We start from the raw sequence: 18475 nt of genomic DNA, 5'->3' as shown, positions 1-18475 counted from the left end.
GGCCTCTCCCGCAACGAAATTTACACTTTAGGATGAGGTATTGGCATGTACTTTTTCTTATGAGAAAAGTGCCTGGAATCTCTTCAAGGCACTTCCCTGTTTCTATACTGTTTTATCACTCTCCCACACATAGGTAGGCTCCTCCTTGGAAAGATCTTCGTACCACTTCATCCCAATATACCGGTACCCAGCTTTTTCCAGCACCTTTTGGGAAGCTTTATTTTTGGGGTCTGCAGAAGAAATGATGCTTCTGAAATGCAAAACATCTTTAGCATACTGAGTCACTCCAAGGACGGACTCTGTGGCATAGCCTTTTCCCCAGTGTCTTTTCTTGAAGTGATAAAGAAGCTCCGCATCAAAACTTTCCACCGGCGGATTGAATCCGCAGACGCCCACGGCTTCATCCGTGTCCTTTAGAAACACAAGGTATGGAGAAAACCCCCTCTCCTTCTGCATGGTCTGATAAAAAGAGAGGGACCGTTCCTCCTGCTCTCTGGTTCCGGCACCGCCGCTCCACGCCATGACCTCCTCGTCTCCCCAGATCTCCATGATCTCGTCCAGATCCTCTTTCTGAAGGGCTCTGAAGTAGAGCCTTTCCGTTTCAAAAAGTATTCCATCCATGTTCAGTCCACTTCCTTTCTCGCTGCATCCTCACTGCATTTCACGAGTTTTCTCACCACAGCATCCATTTCCTCATCCTTGATGCCGCTGTAGGAGAAGACGAGGATCCTATTGTCCTGATACTCCTCTACCCCTTCCAAGGCAATGCCTTCCGCTTTCGCCCGTTCCACCATATCTGGCAGTGACACTTCTTTTGCAAAGGACAAGACCACATGAAGTCCGGATTCTTTGCCCACCAGATCAAAATATTTCGTGGGATATTTTTTGAAGGCTTCCACCAGCATCTGGTTCTTTTTCTTGTAAAGAATCCGGATTCTTCGAAGGTGCCTCTCAAAGGAGCCATCTCTCATGTACTCAGCCAGAGCCAGCTGTTCAGTTTTAGATACAGACTGGGAGTATCTATTTCTTACCATATGGAAGCTCTCAAGAAGCTCATGGGGCAGGATGAGAAAACTGATGCGAAGAGACGGAATAAGAAGCTTCGAAAAAGACCCAGCATAAATCACGCGGTCACTGGTGGATATGCCCTGAAGGGCTGGCACCGGGTATCCTTCATAGCGAAGAATGCTGTCATAATCATCTTCAATGATGTAGCCTTTCTCCCTTTCCGCCCAGCTGAGCAGCTGCATTCTCTTTCGTATGGGCATGACACTGCCGGTGGGATACTGATGGGAGGGAGACACATAGACAATTTTTGCTCTACTCTTTTCCAGGTCCTTAATCCTTAACCCGTCATCTTCAATGGGAATCTTCAAGGTCTCATAGCCATGGTCTTCAAACACATACATGCCTTTGGAAAATCCTGGGTACTCAAAAGCAATCTCCTGGATAGAAGTCCGAAGAAAAGAGGCCAGAAGACTGAAAAGCACCTGGATCCCTGCCCCTACCACTACCTGACTGGGCTCTGCCCGAACGCCTCTCGACTGGCTGATGAACCGAGCGATTTCTAGGCGCAGCTCATACTCTCCCTGAATGTCTCCAACGCTTAAAAGAGAGTCGCTCCGATACTCCAGCACATGGTTAATGGCTTTCTTCCATTCCTGAAAATTGAAAGTGCCCTCACTGGCCCGATCCTGGGGCATTTCTTCCGGCACATGCCCCTTTTTCTCTTTATCTCCAGGATCCTTACCAAAATCCCAAAGGGTGCTCTCTATGTCCTGAACATAGAATCCGCTTTTGGGCACACTTTCCACAAACCCTTCCAGCTGAAGCTGTGTATAGGCATTTTCCACCGTGATCTTGCTTACGCCTAAGGACGCAGAAACCGACCTTACAGAAGGGAGCTTTTCTCCTTTTTTCAGAATTCCTTTGAGGATATCCTCTTTCAGCCGTTCATACAGCTGAATATATTTCGGAATACCCGTCCCTTCCTCAAACTTCATCATATATCCGATCATGCTCTCACCTCATCTGACCTTATTGAAATCACATAAATTGTACCTATTGATGATGTCAATTATAAAGTATACTCAAGTTGAATACAAGATGAAGAAGGAGTACCTATGAAAAGCAACATTAGAACTTTGACCTATACAGCCCTGATGACGGCTTTTGTGTTCATCACAACATCAGTCATCAAAATTCCCATTCCCTTCACCAATGGATACATTCATGCAGGAGATACCGCTATTTTTCTAGGGGGCATTCTTCTGGGACCTGTCCATGGCGCAGTGGCTGCAGGCATCGGATCTGCCATGGCAGACCTTCTTGGGGGCTATGCCCACTGGGCACTGCCCACGCTCCTCATAAAAGGCCTCATGGGCTTTATCGTCGGATACTTCTCCAGTGAGAAAAGAAACCAGAAGCATGTGCTCTGGGGGACTTCCCTTTTATGGATCGGTTCCCTCTTTGCCTTTATCTACACCGCAGGGAACACCACTTTAGAAACCATCATGGAAAATGTGGAAGGCGCTTCCAGCATCGCTCTGGCAGGAGAGATTGTAAAGAACCTGAACATCCAGCTCCTTGTGGTGGCCATCGGCCTCCCCCTTCTTTCTCTCATCCTCTTTAAGCTGAAGGACCGCTATGGCATCACTTTCAGTCAGCTGGTGGGTATGATTGTGGCAGGCATTGTTATGGTACTGGGCTACTACGTGGCTTCCGGCATCATATACGGAAACTTCCTGGCTTCCATTTTCAGTGTGCCTTGGAACATTGTGCAGTTTGGCATCGGTGGCATCTTAGCCTTTGTCATCAACGCAGGACTCTCAAGATCTCCTGTGAAAAGAAAAATTCTACAATACCGCTCCTAAAAAAGGTGCAGAGTAGTTTCTCTAATGAAGAAACCTCTGCACCTTTTCTCCTTCAAGACCAAGCTCATATCTGCTGTATTTACCACCAGAAACATTCTGGAGAATCCCTTTCTCTACTAAGCCTCGGATGAGTGAACTCTCTCTGGAACTCAACGTACTGCTCTCTCTCATTTTCCTCTCACCTCGCTGATGAATTTATGTTATTTATCCTTACTAATCATCTCTCTGATTATTAGTAATTACACTTTAATCAGTAAGAATAAGTCAATCAGAACCACTGCGTACTGAGGTTCAAATCAACCCCCTGTCTTATTCCAGCCTTCCTACAAGTTTTTCTGAACTAGTTCCCATCCTTCCTTTTCCATATATCCAAAGGTCTCCTGATCTTGTACTGCCTCCAGAAGATTCTCTCTCATCTCTTTTTTGAAGTCCGGACTGAAAGCTTTAAAGGTCATATGAGCATATAGTGGAGAACGGGTAAAGTGATCTAGGTTCTCTATACCCTTCAACATCTCCTCGGCGACTCTTTTCGTTTCACCCGGATCCTTCTCATAAACAGCGAGCTCAAGCCTTGGTGACGCCTCATAATAAAGCCCCATGTCAAAGGCTTTGGCAAGGGCCGTCTGCTTCTCTATAAGAAGCTTAGCCCGATCCATATCCTCTTTCTTCATGGCCAGAACGGTCATTTCCTGAAAAGTCTCATTGGCCATCTGGAAGGTGGCAAAGAGCAGCTCCTCATAGGTTTTCCAGGCTTCCTCCAGGTTTCCGGTCTTCGTTTTCAGCAGCGCCTTTTTTCTCTTCCACTGGGGATTTTCCTGAGAGAAATAGGTAAGCATCTCTTCCGCCTTCTTATAGTTTTCGTCTCTCAGATAGAAATAATAGAGCCTCTCTGCTGCTAAGAGTCTCTCCTTTTCCTCTCCATGCTCAAGAGCCCTCAGATACCATTTTTCAAATAGGTCCTTATTCTCATCAGGCACTTTCTCCTGGGACATCACAGTATGGGACTCCAGAAGGCTCGTGACCCAGAGAATAAGATGATAGGAAGAAGGATAAGAAAGGAGAATCTCCCTTGCCCACTGGACTGCTTCCATGTAAGGCTCTTCCTTCAGCTTTCTATGAAGTTCTTCCAAGTATCCTTTTTCCATTTCTGGAGACAGCTCCCGCTGAAAACTAAGTAGCTCCTCCAAGGACACCTTAAGAAGTCTTGCCAAGGGTCCAAGGAGGGTCACATCAGGCAGAGCCTTGCCCTTTTCCCACTTGCTCACTGCAGAAGAGCTGACCCCGACATACTCCGCCAGATCTTTCTGAGAAAGGTTCTTTTCCATTCTTTTCTTCCTGATGATTTCCTGCATGTTCACGATAACCACTTCCTTTTCTTCTCTCTGTCTTCATCATACTGGATTGAAACTGAAATACAAGGGAGCTGTATTCAACTCATAGGCTTATGAATCAACTACTATTCCAGTGAATGAAGCGAGCTAAGCCCCAGGTTTCTTTACGCTCCACTATATTTCATAACACTCAAAAAGCGGGTGTACCCTGCGATACTCCCGCCCATGATTAAAAATCAGCTTCTTTTATTTTTTTATTACCTGCTGCTTCTTTTTTATTCTGTTCTCAACGCAACCACAGGGTCCTGCTTCGCTGCTTTCTTTGCTGGCAGAAGTCCGCCGAGTACGGTAAGAAGAATACTGAGCACGATGAGTACCATTCCGCTCACTGGTGGAAGCACCGCATTCACAGTATCAAGGCCCGTCATGACATGAATCACCGCATTTCCTGGAATCAGAAGAAGAAGCGTTACCCCTACTCCAATGAATCCAGTGATGATCCCAATGATGAAGGTTTCCGCATTGAACACCTGAGAGATGTTCTTCTTGGAAGCACCAATGGCTCGAAGAATTCCGATCTCCTTGGTCCTTTCCAGTACGGAGATATAGGTGATGATCCCAATCATGATGGAAGACACCACAAGAGATACTGCCACAAATGCAATGAGCACATAGGTAATGACATTGATGATGGTGGTGACAGAAGACATCAGAATGGCCACATAATCGGTGTAGACAATCTTATTTTCTTCCGCCACAGTGCCATTGTAGTTTTCGATGGCTTCAGAGATTCTGTCCTTGGCATCAAAGCTGTCCGCATAGATGTTGATGGCAGACGGAGCATCCAGACTTACCACACCAAATTTCTCCATGTTTTCCTCATAGCTTCCTGGGGAAATATAATTGTCATAGATGGTTAGAATGGTCTCATCCTCAGGGTCCTGGAGATAGCTGTCAAACATGGCTGCCAGCTCCACTTCTCCCATTTCCCCGCTCTGTCCTGGTGCCCCTGGCATACCATTTCCGCCTCCAGGTGCGCTGCCCTGGCCGCTGGCCAGGATGGTCCGGAAAAGATTTGCTTTCTCTGTAACACCTAAGGTGGCAAGATAGGTTTTCGCATCCTCAATCTTCGCTTCATCATCAGCGGGCGCAAAGCTCACACCAGTGAGCACATTGATCTCTTTAGAAGCTTCCTGCTCTTTTACAATCTCTGAGCCATTTGTATAGTCGATGAGATAGTCTGTAAGAGCCTGAGTATAGCCAAAGACGCCACTGACAAAGGCGTACTCCGCGTCTTTTTTCAGCCTGATGATGCCGCTGACTTTCATTTCCACTGCATTTTCCAGAAGATTCTCCAGTCCAGCTGATTCAGTTTGCTGACGGTACTGACCATTCTCCTCTTTCACAAAGGTATCCACTGCAGGCAGCAGATAGAAGGACTGATTCATGATTTCCTCATAATCAATCTTTCTGTTTTCGATGGTGACTTCCTCACCATTTTCCATCTGATCCATGATTTCTTTGTATTCAGAGGTGGGCAGTACGCCGATCTCATAGAGCTTGGTGGCTGAAATCTCACTGTTTTTATCCAGAGCCAGCACCATCTCATTGAACTCTTTCGGCCAGTCTCCCGCCACCACATCGTAAGTGTCTGTAATGGCAGTGCTGATGCCCTCTCCATTCACTCCAGGAAGAAGCTCAGTAAAGTTTCCTGCGCTTGCGCCCATGAGATTTCCACCAAACATCCCACCGCCAGGTCTTCCGGTACTTTCTTCTTTGTCCTCCAGTGTGCTGCCGTCGGTATTCACCAGAGCCTCTTCACTGTCTCTTGTGAAGATACTGAAGTTCGTATTATAGCTGTAGATGATGCCATTTTCACCCACATATTCATGGATCTCACTGTCGTCTTGATCCAGATACTTTTTGAACTCCGTGAGATTGTTCTCATTGTAGTTGGTCTGAACCTTGGAAGCCTGCTCCAAATCAGAGCCGTTGACATAGACGCCGTCCAGAGCATGGTCTGCCTCTTCTTCAGCAAACCCTGGGGCTGGGGTCTCTGCAATGACAGTGCTGAGATCAAAGGTCCTCTCTTCGATGGTGATGGGATAGGAAGCCATGGTGCTCTTCTGGATGTCCTCAATATACTGATTCACGCCAGTGGAGAGGGATAGAATCAGCGCAATGCCGATGATTCCGATGGATCCTGCAAAGGCTGTAAGGATGGTTCTTCCCTTCTTTGTCTTCAGGTTGTTGAAGGACAAAGAAAGAGAGGTCATAAAGCTCATGGAGGCTTTTCCCATGTTCTTATGCTCGGCTTCTTTTAAAGAATCCGCTTCCACTTCATAGGGGTCTGTATCATCCACAACCCTTCCGTCCCGTAATCTGACTGTTCTTGTGGCATACTCCTCTGCAAGCTCCGGATTGTGGGTCACCATGACCACCAGTCTGTTTTTTGCCACTTCTTTTAACAGCTCCATGACCTGGACACTGGTTTCTGTGTCCAGTGCGCCTGTGGGCTCATCGGCCAGAAGAATGTCCGGGTTGTTCACAAGGGCTCTTGCGATGGCCACTCTTTGCATCTGTCCGCCGGACATCTGGTTCGGCTTCTTATGGATCTGCTCACCAAGTCCCACTTCTTCCAGTGCTTTTTTGGCTCTGTTTTTTCTCTCTTTTCTGGAGATGCCGGAAATGGTCAAGGCCAGCTCTACATTGGAGAGGATGCTCTGGTGGGGGATGAGATTATAGCTCTGGAACACAAAACCGATGGTATGGTTTCTGTAGGAATCCCAGTCACTGTCTTTATACTTCTTGGTGGAGATGGCATTTATGATGAGGTCTCCGCTGTCATAGCGGTCCAGCCCTCCGATGATGTTAAGGAGCGTGGTCTTTCCAGATCCACTGGGACCCAGGATGGCCACGAACTCATTGTCTCTCAGGTTCAGGCTCACTCCGTCCAGAGCAGTCTGAATGAGGTCTCCTGTCTGATACTTTTTACTGATGTTTTTAATCTGCAGCATATGTTTGTCTCCTTCTTTTGATCTAACGACTGTTATTCTACTGCCCTTAGAAAAACTGAGAATAAACTGAAAACGTATCACTTACTTTTTTTCAATATTTTCTTCCAGAATAGTTCTCTATGGCTGCAAGGGAGTTTATCTTCAGTTTATGTAGTATGGTATAATTTTCCCATTGAAGGAGTGATTTTTTATGTTTCAGCTCATGGTCGTGGAAGACGACAAAAGCACTGCAAAACTCATGAAGGCTGTCCTCACCCTCTCCGGTTATAAGGTGGTTTCAGCCTCCGATGGACTGGATGCCCTGAAGATGATGGAGAATCATCACATCGATCTCATAGTGCTGGATGTGATGATGCCAAACATGGATGGCTATGAGTTCACAGAGCACCTTCGTAGTGTCGGAGACAACACGCCAATTCTCATGGTCACAGCCAAGCACCTGCCAGAAGAGCTTTCAAAGGGATTCATCGCCGGAACCGATGATTATATGGTGAAACCGGTAAAGGAAGAAGAAATGCTTCTTCGGATCAAAGCGCTTTTAAGAAGAGCCTCCATCGCCAACGAACATAAACTCCATGTGGGAAAAATCACCCTGGACTATGATGCTCTGACGGTGACAAGAGAAGGCGAGAGCCAGACCCTCCCTCAGAAAGAATTCTATCTCCTCTATAAGCTCCTTTCCTACCCGGATAAGATCTTTACAAGGCTTCAGCTCATGGACGAGATCTGGGGCATGGATACCGAAACGTCCGATGTGACGGTGAATGTCCACATCAACAGGCTCCGAAAGCGTTTTGAAGATGCTCCTGAGTTTGATATCATGGCCATCCGCGGCATCGGATATAAAGCGGTGATCCACCATGGATAGAGTGAAAAGAAAGCTCAAAAGAGTACAGCTGGCTCTTCTTTTTGCCCTCATCGTCTGCATCATCATGTTTGGATCCTCTGTGGTGATCTTTCTCTTTGGCTTCATGCTCCTGAAAATGGGGGTCAACGTCATAGACTATGACCACAGACTCTCTCTTCTCATCTTTGCCATCATCAGCCTTGTCATCGGAACTGTCTTTGCTTTCCTCTTCAGTGAGAAGCCCCTGAAACCTCTACTGGAGATCATGAAGGCCACAGATAGGATTGCAGAAGGAGACTACAGTGCAAGAATCCATCTTAAGGGGCCTTATGAACTGAAGCAGCTTTCGGACAGCTTCAACCATATGGCAGAGGAGCTGGCCAGTGTGGAGCTTTTAAGAACCGATTTTGTCAATAACTTCTCCCATGAGTTTAAAACCCCCATCGTCTCCATCCGGGGCTTTGCGAGGATTCTGAAAAGAAAGGATCTGACAGAAGAAATGCGGAGCGAGTATCTTAACACCATCATCGGTGAATCTGAGCGTCTTGCGGATCTTGCGGATCAGGTGCTGAGCCTGTCAAAGCTTGAAAACCAATCCATCATCACCGATAAGAAGGTCTATAATGTCAGCGAGCAGATCCGCCTCATCATTGCCATGATGTACAGCAAGTGGAGTGAGAGAAACATCAATATTGAGTTCGAAAGAGGAGAACTGATGCTCCATGCCAATGAAGAGCTCATGAAGCAGGTATTCATCAACCTTCTGGACAACGCAGTGAAGTTCTCTCCGGATGCTTCTGTCATCAAGGTGCACATCATAGAGAAGGTCTCTTCTTTCATCTTTGTCATCCGGGACCAGGGACCGGGAATGGATGAGGACACAGCTTCCCGCATCTTTGACAAGTTCTATCAGGGAGATACTTCTCACGGAGCCAGCGGCAATGGTCTTGGCATGACCATCGCCCATAGAATCGTCACCCTTCACGGAGGCTCCATTCGTGTGGAGACGGCTCCTGGTAAAGGCACCACCTTTTATGTGGAGCTGCCAGGCACATCAAAAGATAGAATGAACTGAAACAAAATAGCCTATGGAAAAGAACGCCATGAGTCACAAAATTTAAACTCATGGCGTTCTTCTGTTTCATTCAAGTAGAACTTATTCTGTCTGCTTCTACTCTGCTCTTCTGTGTTCAAAATCAAAATGATAGAATTTCTCTCCATGGTTGATTCGTAGGGTGCCCTTCTTCAGATGAATGGCTAAAAAGCAGCAGTTCTCATCTGCTTCATTGTTGGCAAAATCATACCAATCCTTGAAGACAGTTCTGAGCTTCGATCTGAGTTTTGCATTTTTAGGGTCCAGTACCCAGCCCAGATTTTCCCCTCTGCCACTGCCAAAAAAATCTTCAAAATTCACAGAAACAGATACTTCGGGATTCGCCTCAATCTGCCGGATCTTATTGGATGTTCCATAGGTCACCACATAGAAAGCGCCATCTTCATAATAAGCATCCACATCCCGGACGCAGGGCATCGGATATCCTTCTTGGCTATTCTTCAAAGAAATGGTGGCCAAGGCAATGACATTGTCTTTGCCCCTTCCAAAACGCTCTTCTAGAATATTCATGCCTTCTTCAAATTTTGTCATAATCCCGCTCCTTTATTGTTAACATGATTTTAGAGAACTCTTTCTGAAATCATGCGGCAGATTCCAGATACATCCGCACGGCTCACAAATTCAAACTTCACTTTTCCAAGTCCGGAAAACCAGAGCTCCAGTTCACTGTCAAGGTCCAGAACTCCAGCAGTTTCTACTGAAAAAGCCTGGATTTTGCTGTAGGGCAGTGAAGAAATGTCCTTCTTCTTTCCCGTGATCCCCTGAACGTTGATGGCAAAGATTCTTTTGCTTGTGAAGACCACGCCATCACGGATGCCCTGGAAGGAAGCCAAAATGTTTTCTCCCTCCACAAATAGAGGTGAGATGAGTGATGCGTAGGAGTTTTCTCCTACTGGTCGCAGCTTCATGAAAGAGGCATTTTGAAAATCGATCATTTTTATTCTCCTTTGCTTTTTGTTATTTATTCTTCATATCAATATTATCATAAGACACAACAAAACTAGATACATATTTCACAATATTCCAGATGTTTACTTCTTATAACCTTAGGATTTGAGTTCATATATTTTAAGTCAATTCATAAGATACTACTTTTACTTAAACATCACGTCTGAGCAAAAGAAAAGAGAAATGACGCATCACACATCATTTCTCTCTAAAGTTTCTCTTCTGTCTTTTATCACGTCAATGTACTGAATCTATACTAGATTTTTTCACTCTTCTTCATCAGTCTGACAATGTTCTCTGTGGTTCTTGCAATATTTTCGGATCCTTCCTGTAGAAGCTTTTCCAGTTCTGATGCGCCCGGTGCAATGCCAAATATGGCATCAAATCCAACCTCATAAAGGCTTTCAATCCCTTCCCCAATCATCCCTGCAATTCCAACTACAGTGATTTCTTCACAAACTTCCTTCGCAGTTTTTGCCACTCCATAAGGGGTCTTTCCAAATTTTGTCTGGAAATCTATGCCACCCTCACCCGTGAAGCAGTAGGCTGCTTCTCTCAGCTTTTCCTTGAGATTCGTATACTTAATGACAATCTCCACTCCTGGTTTCAAGGTGCAGTTTGTAAAGGCAAGAAGTCCAGCACCTAGTCCGCCTGCTGCCCCGGCCCCTGGTATGTCAGAAACATCTAGTCCAAGGTCGCGCTGAATTACATCTGCATAATGTCTGAGATTTTGATCCAGAATCTCAACCACGTGAGGAGCAGCTCCTTTCTGAGGACCAAAGACATGGGATGCTCCTGTGGGACCGCATAAAGGATTTGTCACATCACAGGCAACTTCGAAGATACACTCTGATAGACGTGGATCCACCTCGCTTCGATCAATCCGTTCCAGTGAGCTTAATGAGCCTCCCCCCCAAGGAATCATGCTTCCATTCTCATCCAGAAGCTTTATTCCAAGGGCTGCTGCCATACCTGCCCCACCATCGTTGGTGGCACTGCCTCCGATGCCAAGGATGATCTTTCGGATTCCTTGGTCAAGGCACTCCTTTATCAGTTCTCCAGTTCCGTAGGTAGTGGTGATCAGGGGATTTTTAGTCTTCTGATCCACAAGATGAATTCCGCTTGCTGATGCCATTTCAATGACTGCTGTCTTTCCATCGCCAAGGATTCCATACATGGCTTCCACCTGGTTCCCAAGAGGTCCCGTAACGTTTTTTTTCACAAGTCTTCCTTCTGTAGCATCCACAAGAGCTTGCGTAGTTCCTTCTCCTCCATCCGCCATGGGCACATGAACGATCTGTGCATCAGGACAGGCTTTTCTGATTCCTTTTTCCATGGCTTCGCAGACTTCTTTTGCAGTTAAACTGCCCTTAAAAGAGTCCGGAGCCAGCACATATGTCTTACGTTCTTTCATAAATTCTTCTCCTTAGTTGGGGTTTACAGGATACCGATGACTCCATAGATGATGGTGGATACGATGGTCATGGCCAGTCCAATCATGGACTCATAAGGAATCAGCGCCAGTCTTTCTTTAAACGCCATAGATACACTTCCTCCTGTGGCATGGAAGAAAGAACCATGTGGCAGGTGATCAAGTACTGTAGCACCGGTATGAATCATCGCTGCACCAGCCAGAGGAGCAACACCCGCTCCAGTCAATGTGCTGCCAAATACACTGCTCGCAACGGCAGATCCTGATGTGGTAGACGCTGTTGCAGCGGACATGAGGATACCTGCAATAGGAGCCAGAAGATACGTAGGCAGTCCCAGTACCTCAATGGCATTGATAAATACATCGCCAAGAGTCGAGTTTGAAATAATACCAGCAATGAGACCTGTTCCAAGAAGGATGATGGCCACATTGGTCATTTTATCTAGACCATATTGGGTGTATTCTACAACATGCTTCGCTTTTCCAAGTACGATGACAGCCACAAGCCCTCCCACTGGCAAGGCAAGCATTGGATCGATGTTGATATCAAAGATCGGTCTCAAGGAAAGAAGAAGAATGGCCACAACTGGTCCAAGTATAGACTTTCCAAAGGATGGTAGGTTGTCAGCATTGGATACTTCTCCGCCTTCCTCAAGGCTGAAACTTGTGCCTTTTCCACTTTTGCTGAGTTTTGTAGCCACCACAAATGTCAATGCGATACCGATGACGGCTGGAATGATGCCCGCCATCATGACACTGGTCAGTGGCACACCGAAGGAATCGGAAACTGCGATGGCATTAGGGTTCGGGGACATCATGTTTCCTGCTTTTCCTCCACCAATCATGGCAAGGAGAATTGTTGTTCTTGAAATCTTCAGCTTCTTGGCAATCTCAATGGCAATGGGTGCTACTGTGATGACTGAAATGTCAATAAACACACCTACCATGGTAAGAAGCATGGTGGCGAGAGAAATGGCCAGCAGAGCTTTCTTTGCCCCCAGCTTATCGATGATGGTGTACGCCATAGATGCTGCTGCACCAGACTTGATTAAGATTCCAGCCATGACTCCTGCGGCAAGGATTCTCAAGATGGCCGTGATCATTCCAGCTGCTCCGCCCTTCATCAGACCAATGGTGTCCACGAGCGACGCTCCACCGATGAGTCCTCCTAGGATGGCTCCGATGAACAATGCGTAAAAAGGGGCGACTTTCTTAAAGATTAAAACGATAGATACGATGAGTGCAACCAGTGCCCCAAGGGCGGTTATTGTGACTTGTGCGTCCATATAACGATCTCCTTTTAAGTTGTTATTTTTTTATCCTTCCTTATCTTATCTGATTGTCGTTTACATTCATACGGTACCTGTACCATATTAATCCTTTTCATCTCCATTAATTTTTGTTATGATTACCAAATAAGAGGTGGAAAATATGAAAATATCAAGTAAGCTTGCACAGAATATCGTACAAAGCATCAAGGAAATCATACATCATGAGATCAACTTCATGAACATGGAAGGTGTTATCATTGCGTCTACTGATCCCGTGAGAATCGGACAGCAACATGAAGGTGCTTTAAAAGTATTAAAGACAAAAAGAAGTCTTTCTGTAAAGAATGATGATGAGTTCAAAGGCACAAAGAAAGGGATCAATCTTCCTTTGTATTTTGAAGAGGAGATCATTGCTGTGGTGGGTATCACAGGGAATCCAGAGGATGTGTCGAAATATGTGCACATCCTGACAAAAATGACAGAAATTCTGATAAAAGAAGCCTATCTCCAGGAAGTATCCTTTAACACAAAAGAAAACCAGCGCATCATCATTGAAAACTTACTTTACAACACCCAAAGTACAGACTTTGAGAACAACAGCTATCGTGACATCTATAAGTATGATGTCACCATCCCACGAAGAGTTGTGCAAGGAATGTTTCTGACAGATCATGCTGTAGACACTGCTCTTTATAAATATCTGCAGAAAATGGTTCCAGAGCCGTCTCAGACCATTTTCGCCCTGAACCGGAATACGCTGACCATCCTTTCTACCCTCACAAAGCCCGCTTTATTGAGACTAAATCTTTCTGCTATACAAGAACTGGTCAAAACCTCTTTTGGACTGGACTTGGTTTTCGGTGTAGGATCCATTTGCACCACGAGTGCTGACTCAAGAAAGTCTTTCTCTGAAGCTCAGAAAAGCCTCATGTGGGCAAAAAACTTAGTAAAGGTTCCCATTCAGTTTTATGAGGATTTGGATCTTGGAATCCTCCTTCTTCCCGAGCTCAGTGGTTCCGCCCCTCTCTTTGAGTCAAAAATACTGGGCCGATTGAGTGATAAAGAGAAAGGGGACTTCATGGCGCTTCTGAAATCCTATGAAAAACATAACGGTTCTATCACGAGGTGTGCCAATGAGCTGTTTATTCATAAAAATACCTTGCAGTACCGCTTGAACAGTCTTTATGAAAAGACTGGCTATAATCCAAGGGAACTGCATGACTACACTATTTTAAAGCTTGCTTTTCTGATTTATGAAATTGGTCTCCGAAATAGATAACTTTATGAATCCCTGAGAGTAGTGCATTACAAAAAACTCTTAAAAAACTGTCACAAACAAGCAGCAAGACATCAACAAAAAATCCTAGAAGTATTTTTACCTTCTAGGATTTTTCTGATTATAGTTTTTTTCTTATTCCCACTCTATGGTTGAAGGTGGCTTGGAGGTTACATCATACACGATTCTGTTGACCCCAGGCACTTCATTAACGATTCTTCTGGAAACAATATCCAGCACCTCATAAGGGATTCTGGACCACTCGGAAGTCATCCCGTCTGTGGACTGCACTGCTCTTAAGGCAATGAGGTGAGAATAGGTTCTTCCATCTCCCATAACACCTACGCTTCTGACATTAGGAAGTGCTGCAAAATACTGCCAGATGGTTTCATCCAGGCCGTGCTTTTTCACTTCATCTCTGAAAATGAAGTCCGCTTCTCTCACAATCTCCAGCTTCTCTTCTGTCACTTCACCCAGTACACGAATGCCAAGTCCAGGACCTGGGAAGGGCTGACGGTACACAAGATCATGTGGAATGCCCAGCTCTTCTCCAAGGACTCTTACCTCATCCTTGAACAGTTCTCTTAAAGGCTCAATGAGTTCAAACTCGATGTCTTCAGGAAGTCCCCCCACATTGTGGTGGCTCTTGATGACCTGGCTGGTCTCGGTTCCGGATTCCACAACATCAGGATAAATGGTGCCCTGCACCAGATAATCGATCTTGCCAAGCTTATTGGACTCTTCTTCAAAGACACGGATAAACTCTTCACCAATGATCTTTCTCTTTCTCTCCGGATCTTCCACGCCTTTCAGCTTCCCAAGGAATCTGTCCTTTGCGTTGACTCTGATGAGGTTCATATGGAATCTCTCTCTGAAGATCTTCTCCACTTCATCCCCTTCATTCTTACGAAGAAGACCATGGTCTACAAAAATACAGGTGAGGTTGTCTCCGATTGCTTTATGAACAAGAACAGCCGCAACGGAGGAGTCTACTCCGCCGGAAAGTGCGCATAGAACCTTCTTTCCATCAGCCTTCACTCTGATTTCTTCAATCTTCTCCTTGGCAAAATCCTTCATCACCCAAGTTCTCTCCGCTTTGCAGGCACCATGGATGAAGTTTGAAAGGATTTCCTTGCCCAGTACGGAATGGACCACTTCTGGATGGAACTGAAGACCATATAGATTCTTTTCCTTGTTTTCCATGGCTGCCACTTTGCAGTCTTTGGTAAATGCGGTAACTTTAAATCCTTCTGGCACTTCCACCACTTCATCCTGATGGCTCATCCAGACCACTGACTCTTCAGGTAGTCCCTGGAACATGACGCTCTCGGATTCAAAATGGATGTGGGACTTTCCGTATTCTTTCACGGTTCCTGTGTTTACTTTTCCCTTCAACTTATGGGTCATGAGCTGATGGCCATAACAGATGCCCAGAACAGGAATCCCTAGTGAGAAGATTTCTTCACTCACCGTCATGGAGCCCTCCTCATACACTGAGTTTGGTCCACCAGTCAGGATGATGCCCACCGGGTTTCTTCTCTTGATTTCTTCAATGGATGTTTTTGCAGAGATCAGTTCACTGTAGACGCCCGCTTCTCGGACACGTCTTGTGATGAGCTGATTGTACTGACCGCCAAAATCCAGGACCAGGATTACATTGTTTTCCATATATTCTCTCCTACGCTTCTTTATTGCTGTAATTAGGGGCTTCTTTGGTGATATAGATGTCATGTGGATGGCTTTCCTTCAGACCGTTGGCTGTCTGAACCACAAAGTTTGCGGTCTCAAAGAGGGTAGGAAGATCCTTGGATCCCAGGTATCCCATACCGGAGCGAAGTCCGCCCACCAGCTGATATAGGGTATCCGATACAGGTCCCTTGTAGGCTACTCTTCCTTCTACGCCTTCAGGCACAAGCTTCTTGGCGTTTTCCTGGAAGTATCTGTCACTGGACCCCTTATTCATGGAAGTAAGAGAACCCATGCCTCTATAAACCTTATAGTTTCTTCCCTGATAGATTTCAATCTCTCCTGGTGACTCCTGGCATCCTGCAAGAATAGATCCCAGCATCACAGCGCCTGCGCCTGCGGCCAGAGCCTTCACGATGTCTCCAGAGTACTTGATGCCTCCATCGGCAATGACGGGAACACCAGTGCCTTCTAGTGCCTCCACACAGTCCATCACTGCTGTGAGCTGAGGAACACCTACCCCAGAAACCACACGGGTGGTACAGATGGAACCAGGTCCGATGCCGACTTTCACAGCGTCAGCGCCAGCTTCTGCAAGGGCTTTAGCTCCTTCTGCGGTTGCCACATTTCCTGCGATAACAGGAAGCTCTGGATAAGAGGCTTTGATCTTCTTTACGCCTTCCATAACGCCCTCTGAATGTCCATGGGCTGTATCAAGAACTACTACGTCCACACCTGCGTCCACTAGAGCTTTTACACGCTCCATCATGTTGGCGGTAACGCCAACACCAGCGCCGCAGAGGAGTCTTCCTCTGGCATCTTTAGCAGCATTCGGGAAGAGTCTTGTCTTCTCAATGTCCTTGATGGTGATGAGCCCTTTCAGATTATTGTCCTTATCCACCAGTGGCAGCTTCTCAATCTTATGGGTACGGAGGATTTCTTTCGCTTCATCAATGGTAGTGCCTTCCAAAGCGGTGATGAGGTTGTCTTTTGTCATAACTTCACCGATGGATTTTTCCATATCAAACTCAAAGACCAGATCTCTGTTGGTGACGATGCCCACAAGCTTTCCTTCCTCTGTGATGGGCACACCGCTGATTCTGTATCTTCTCATGAGCTCGTTGGCTTCTCGTAAGGTCTTGTCCGCTGTCAGATGGAAAGGATTCACAATGACACCATTTTCCTGTCTCTTGACCACATCCACTTCATGGGCCTGCTCTTCTATGGACATATTCTTATGGATGATGCCAAGGCCACCTTCTCGAGCCATGGCAATGGCCATGGTGGATTCTGTCACCGTATCCATGCTGGCGCTGATGAGTGGAATATTCAGGGTCAGTGTGCTCGTCAGCTTTGTCTTCACCTGTACATCCTTTGGCAGCACCTCAGACTTGTTTGGTACCAGCAGAACGTCATCAAATGTGTAAGCAGTTTTCAAAATTTTTCCCATGAAGATCCTCCTTATTCTATAAAAAAAGCATACCCAAATTCACCATGGTGACAAGGGTATGCCAAAGAAGCACCTTTGCCACTCATAGACGGAAATTACAATGGTTTCCGGTAGAAACGCCCTTCCTTATTAAGGGCATATACGAGTAACGCGTTTTTAATTTAAACTTTATTATAGACATCCCCACAGGCAAAGTCAAACACATTTTGCAGGAATTGCGTTGCTTTTCACAGGTTCATAAAAGATAACCTTCACAATCTCCCAATCCTAAAGCAAAATCCCAAAGAACTTATGAAACTCATCAACATGAGAGAGTAGAAGTCCAAAGAACAGAAACGGAAGAAAATAGATTTCCCTTCTGCGTCCAACCACTGCATAGAGGAGACCTAATGCGGAAGCATAGAACAAAGTGTAGAACACATTCCGTCCATAGGCCATGGAGATGAAAAGAAGCACATAAACATCTGCTTCTCCAAAATAGAACTGAAGCTTCCTGCTTTTCTTGTAAATAGGCAGCAGGAGCATAAAGAGAGCGGCAATATAGCTGTGATGGGTATAAAATCCAGAGAGGGCAAAGGGCACCATGAGATAAAGAGAAAGATTGTAGACTCTTCCAGAATAGTGGTCTGTAAAGACCCCGGAGAGAAATGCGCTGTAGAAGAAGACCTCCAGGAAAGTAAACCTGAAATAATAGGAAGAAAGGACCAGAAGGATTCCATAGATCATGGCTGACACCATCCAGTCTGGTCTTTTCTCTTTCAGCAGGTGCTTTCCAAGAAGGATTCCACCCAGCGGTCCTAAGATTCTACAGAGATGGATCATGAGGAGGGACTTTCCACGCCTTCCGTAAACTCCCTCAGATATTTCAGTGTTTTTTCCTGATACTCTGCTGAAACCTTTTTACGGGCAGCCAAGTAATCCGTACTTGTTAGGGGTACTGCCGATAAGGCTATGGTTTCGGCAATCTTATTGCTGGCTTCCAGATTATAGACATCCACATAGTTCAGCGCCTCCCGGACATACGCTCTTTGCTCCAGTTCATTGGCTTTGCCCACAATGCCCTGATACTTCGGTGCGGACATGGCCATGAGAATACTGGAAATGCCAAGGACAATAAGAAGCTCTACCAGAGAAAATCCCCTTTTCTTGTTTTTCATTATCTTTCCTCCTTTCCTTTGATACCCTCATTATAGGAAGGAGAACCCTGCTTTATTCACTTCAACAAAAAAA

At 45.8% G+C, this 18475-nt stretch carries 17 protein-coding genes and 1 riboswitch; of the genes, 4 read left to right on the top strand and 13 right to left on the bottom strand.

What is annotated here, in order from left to right:
• Window positions 1-102: 102 nt before the first annotated feature.
• A complete protein-coding gene (locus tag T487_RS0110535) occupies window positions 103-621 on the bottom strand; it encodes a GNAT family N-acetyltransferase (protein WP_051651669.1) in 519 nt (172 codons plus the stop codon).
• A 2-nt stretch (window positions 622-623) separates the two neighbouring features.
• A complete protein-coding gene (gene pdxR / locus T487_RS0110530; protein ID WP_051651668.1) occupies window positions 624-2018 on the bottom strand; it encodes a MocR-like pyridoxine biosynthesis transcription factor PdxR in 1395 nt (464 codons plus the stop codon).
• Window positions 2019-2123: 105 nt separating this feature from the next.
• Between pdxR and T487_RS16000 the strand changes: the two genes are divergently transcribed.
• On the top strand, window positions 2124-2873 hold the full coding sequence (locus T487_RS16000) for an ECF transporter S component (protein WP_051651667.1): 750 nt from the start codon (window positions 2124-2126) through the stop codon (window positions 2871-2873).
• A 21-nt stretch (window positions 2874-2894) separates the two neighbouring features.
• Here T487_RS16000 and T487_RS16460 read toward each other — a convergent pair whose 3' ends face one another.
• The 3 genes from T487_RS16460 to T487_RS0110510 all read right to left on the bottom strand — a co-directional run bounded on the left by T487_RS16460 (window position 2895) and on the right by T487_RS0110510 (window position 7221).
• Window positions 2895-3044: a hypothetical protein gene (locus tag T487_RS16460; RefSeq protein WP_155953263.1), complete on the bottom strand. Its 150-nt coding sequence runs from the start codon at window positions 3042-3044 to the stop codon at window positions 2895-2897.
• A gap of 152 nt (window positions 3045-3196) precedes the next feature.
• Entirely contained in the window at window positions 3197-4225 is a 1029-nt protein-coding gene (locus tag T487_RS0110515; protein ID WP_207638310.1) for a helix-turn-helix domain-containing protein, read from the bottom strand.
• Window positions 4226-4479: 254 nt separating this feature from the next.
• Entirely contained in the window at window positions 4480-7221 is a 2742-nt protein-coding gene (locus T487_RS0110510) for an ABC transporter ATP-binding protein/permease (protein WP_031577028.1), read from the bottom strand.
• A gap of 190 nt (window positions 7222-7411) precedes the next feature.
• Here T487_RS0110510 and T487_RS0110505 point away from each other — a divergent pair, with 190 nt between their 5' ends.
• Together T487_RS0110505 and T487_RS0110500 are read left to right on the top strand one after the other, a co-directional pair.
• Window positions 7412-8089 (top strand): response regulator transcription factor, encoded by a 678-nt coding sequence (locus T487_RS0110505; protein ID WP_031577026.1) that lies wholly within the window; start codon window positions 7412-7414, stop codon window positions 8087-8089.
• Window positions 8082-9143 (top strand): HAMP domain-containing sensor histidine kinase, encoded by a 1062-nt coding sequence (locus T487_RS0110500; RefSeq protein ID WP_036909384.1) that lies wholly within the window; start codon window positions 8082-8084, stop codon window positions 9141-9143. Before T487_RS0110505 ends, T487_RS0110500 begins: the two co-directional genes overlap by 8 nt.
• Before the next feature lie 96 nt (window positions 9144-9239).
• Here T487_RS0110500 and T487_RS0110495 read toward each other — a convergent pair whose 3' ends face one another.
• The 4 genes from T487_RS0110495 to T487_RS0110480 form a co-directional block, all read right to left on the bottom strand.
• A complete protein-coding gene (locus T487_RS0110495; RefSeq protein ID WP_031577022.1) occupies window positions 9240-9713 on the bottom strand; it encodes a pyridoxamine 5'-phosphate oxidase family protein in 474 nt (157 codons plus the stop codon).
• Between the two features lie 29 nt (window positions 9714-9742).
• Complete coding sequence (locus T487_RS0110490; RefSeq protein ID WP_031577020.1) at window positions 9743-10117, bottom strand: PH domain-containing protein; 375 nt, start codon at window positions 10115-10117, stop codon at window positions 9743-9745.
• Between the two features lie 269 nt (window positions 10118-10386).
• Window positions 10387-11544, bottom strand: coding sequence for a glycerate kinase family protein (locus T487_RS0110485; protein WP_031577018.1), 1158 nt, complete (start codon window positions 11542-11544; stop codon window positions 10387-10389).
• Between the two features lie 23 nt (window positions 11545-11567).
• The gene (locus tag T487_RS0110480; protein ID WP_031577017.1) at window positions 11568-12848 is read right to left on the bottom strand and encodes a GntP family permease; all 1281 of its coding nucleotides are present in this window, start codon (window positions 12846-12848) and stop codon (window positions 11568-11570) included.
• 145 nt (window positions 12849-12993) lie between these two features.
• Here T487_RS0110480 and T487_RS0110475 point away from each other — a divergent pair, with 145 nt between their 5' ends.
• The gene (locus T487_RS0110475; protein ID WP_031577014.1) at window positions 12994-14112 is read left to right on the top strand and encodes a CdaR family transcriptional regulator; all 1119 of its coding nucleotides are present in this window, start codon (window positions 12994-12996) and stop codon (window positions 14110-14112) included.
• A 132-nt stretch (window positions 14113-14244) separates the two neighbouring features.
• On the opposite strand, the gene guaA is transcribed toward T487_RS0110475, so the two are convergent.
• The 4 genes from guaA to T487_RS0110455 form a co-directional block, all read right to left on the bottom strand.
• Window positions 14245-15777, bottom strand: a complete 1533-nt coding sequence (gene guaA, locus T487_RS0110470) for a glutamine-hydrolyzing GMP synthase (protein WP_031577013.1) — start codon at window positions 15775-15777, stop codon at window positions 14245-14247.
• A gap of 10 nt (window positions 15778-15787) precedes the next feature.
• Complete coding sequence (guaB, locus tag T487_RS0110465) at window positions 15788-17245, bottom strand: IMP dehydrogenase (RefSeq protein WP_031577012.1); 1458 nt, start codon at window positions 17243-17245, stop codon at window positions 15788-15790.
• 65 nt (window positions 17246-17310) lie between these two features.
• Window positions 17311-17410, bottom strand: a riboswitch (purine riboswitch).
• Between the two features lie 102 nt (window positions 17411-17512).
• On the bottom strand, window positions 17513-18067 hold the full coding sequence (locus tag T487_RS0110460; RefSeq protein ID WP_031577010.1) for a hypothetical protein: 555 nt from the start codon (window positions 18065-18067) through the stop codon (window positions 17513-17515).
• A complete protein-coding gene (locus tag T487_RS0110455; RefSeq protein WP_031577009.1) occupies window positions 18064-18402 on the bottom strand; it encodes a type II secretion system protein in 339 nt (112 codons plus the stop codon). The genes T487_RS0110460 and T487_RS0110455 overlap by 4 nt, the downstream gene beginning before the upstream one ends.
• Window positions 18403-18475: the final 73 nt, after the last annotated feature.

Origin of the sequence: Proteiniclasticum ruminis DSM 24773 (assembly GCF_000701905.1) — a bacterium.
Taxonomy (GTDB): Bacteria; Bacillota; Clostridia; order Clostridiales; family Clostridiaceae; genus Proteiniclasticum; species Proteiniclasticum ruminis.
The sequence above is the reverse complement of the archived record's forward strand: the minus strand, read 5'-3'. Positions and strand labels throughout refer to the sequence as shown.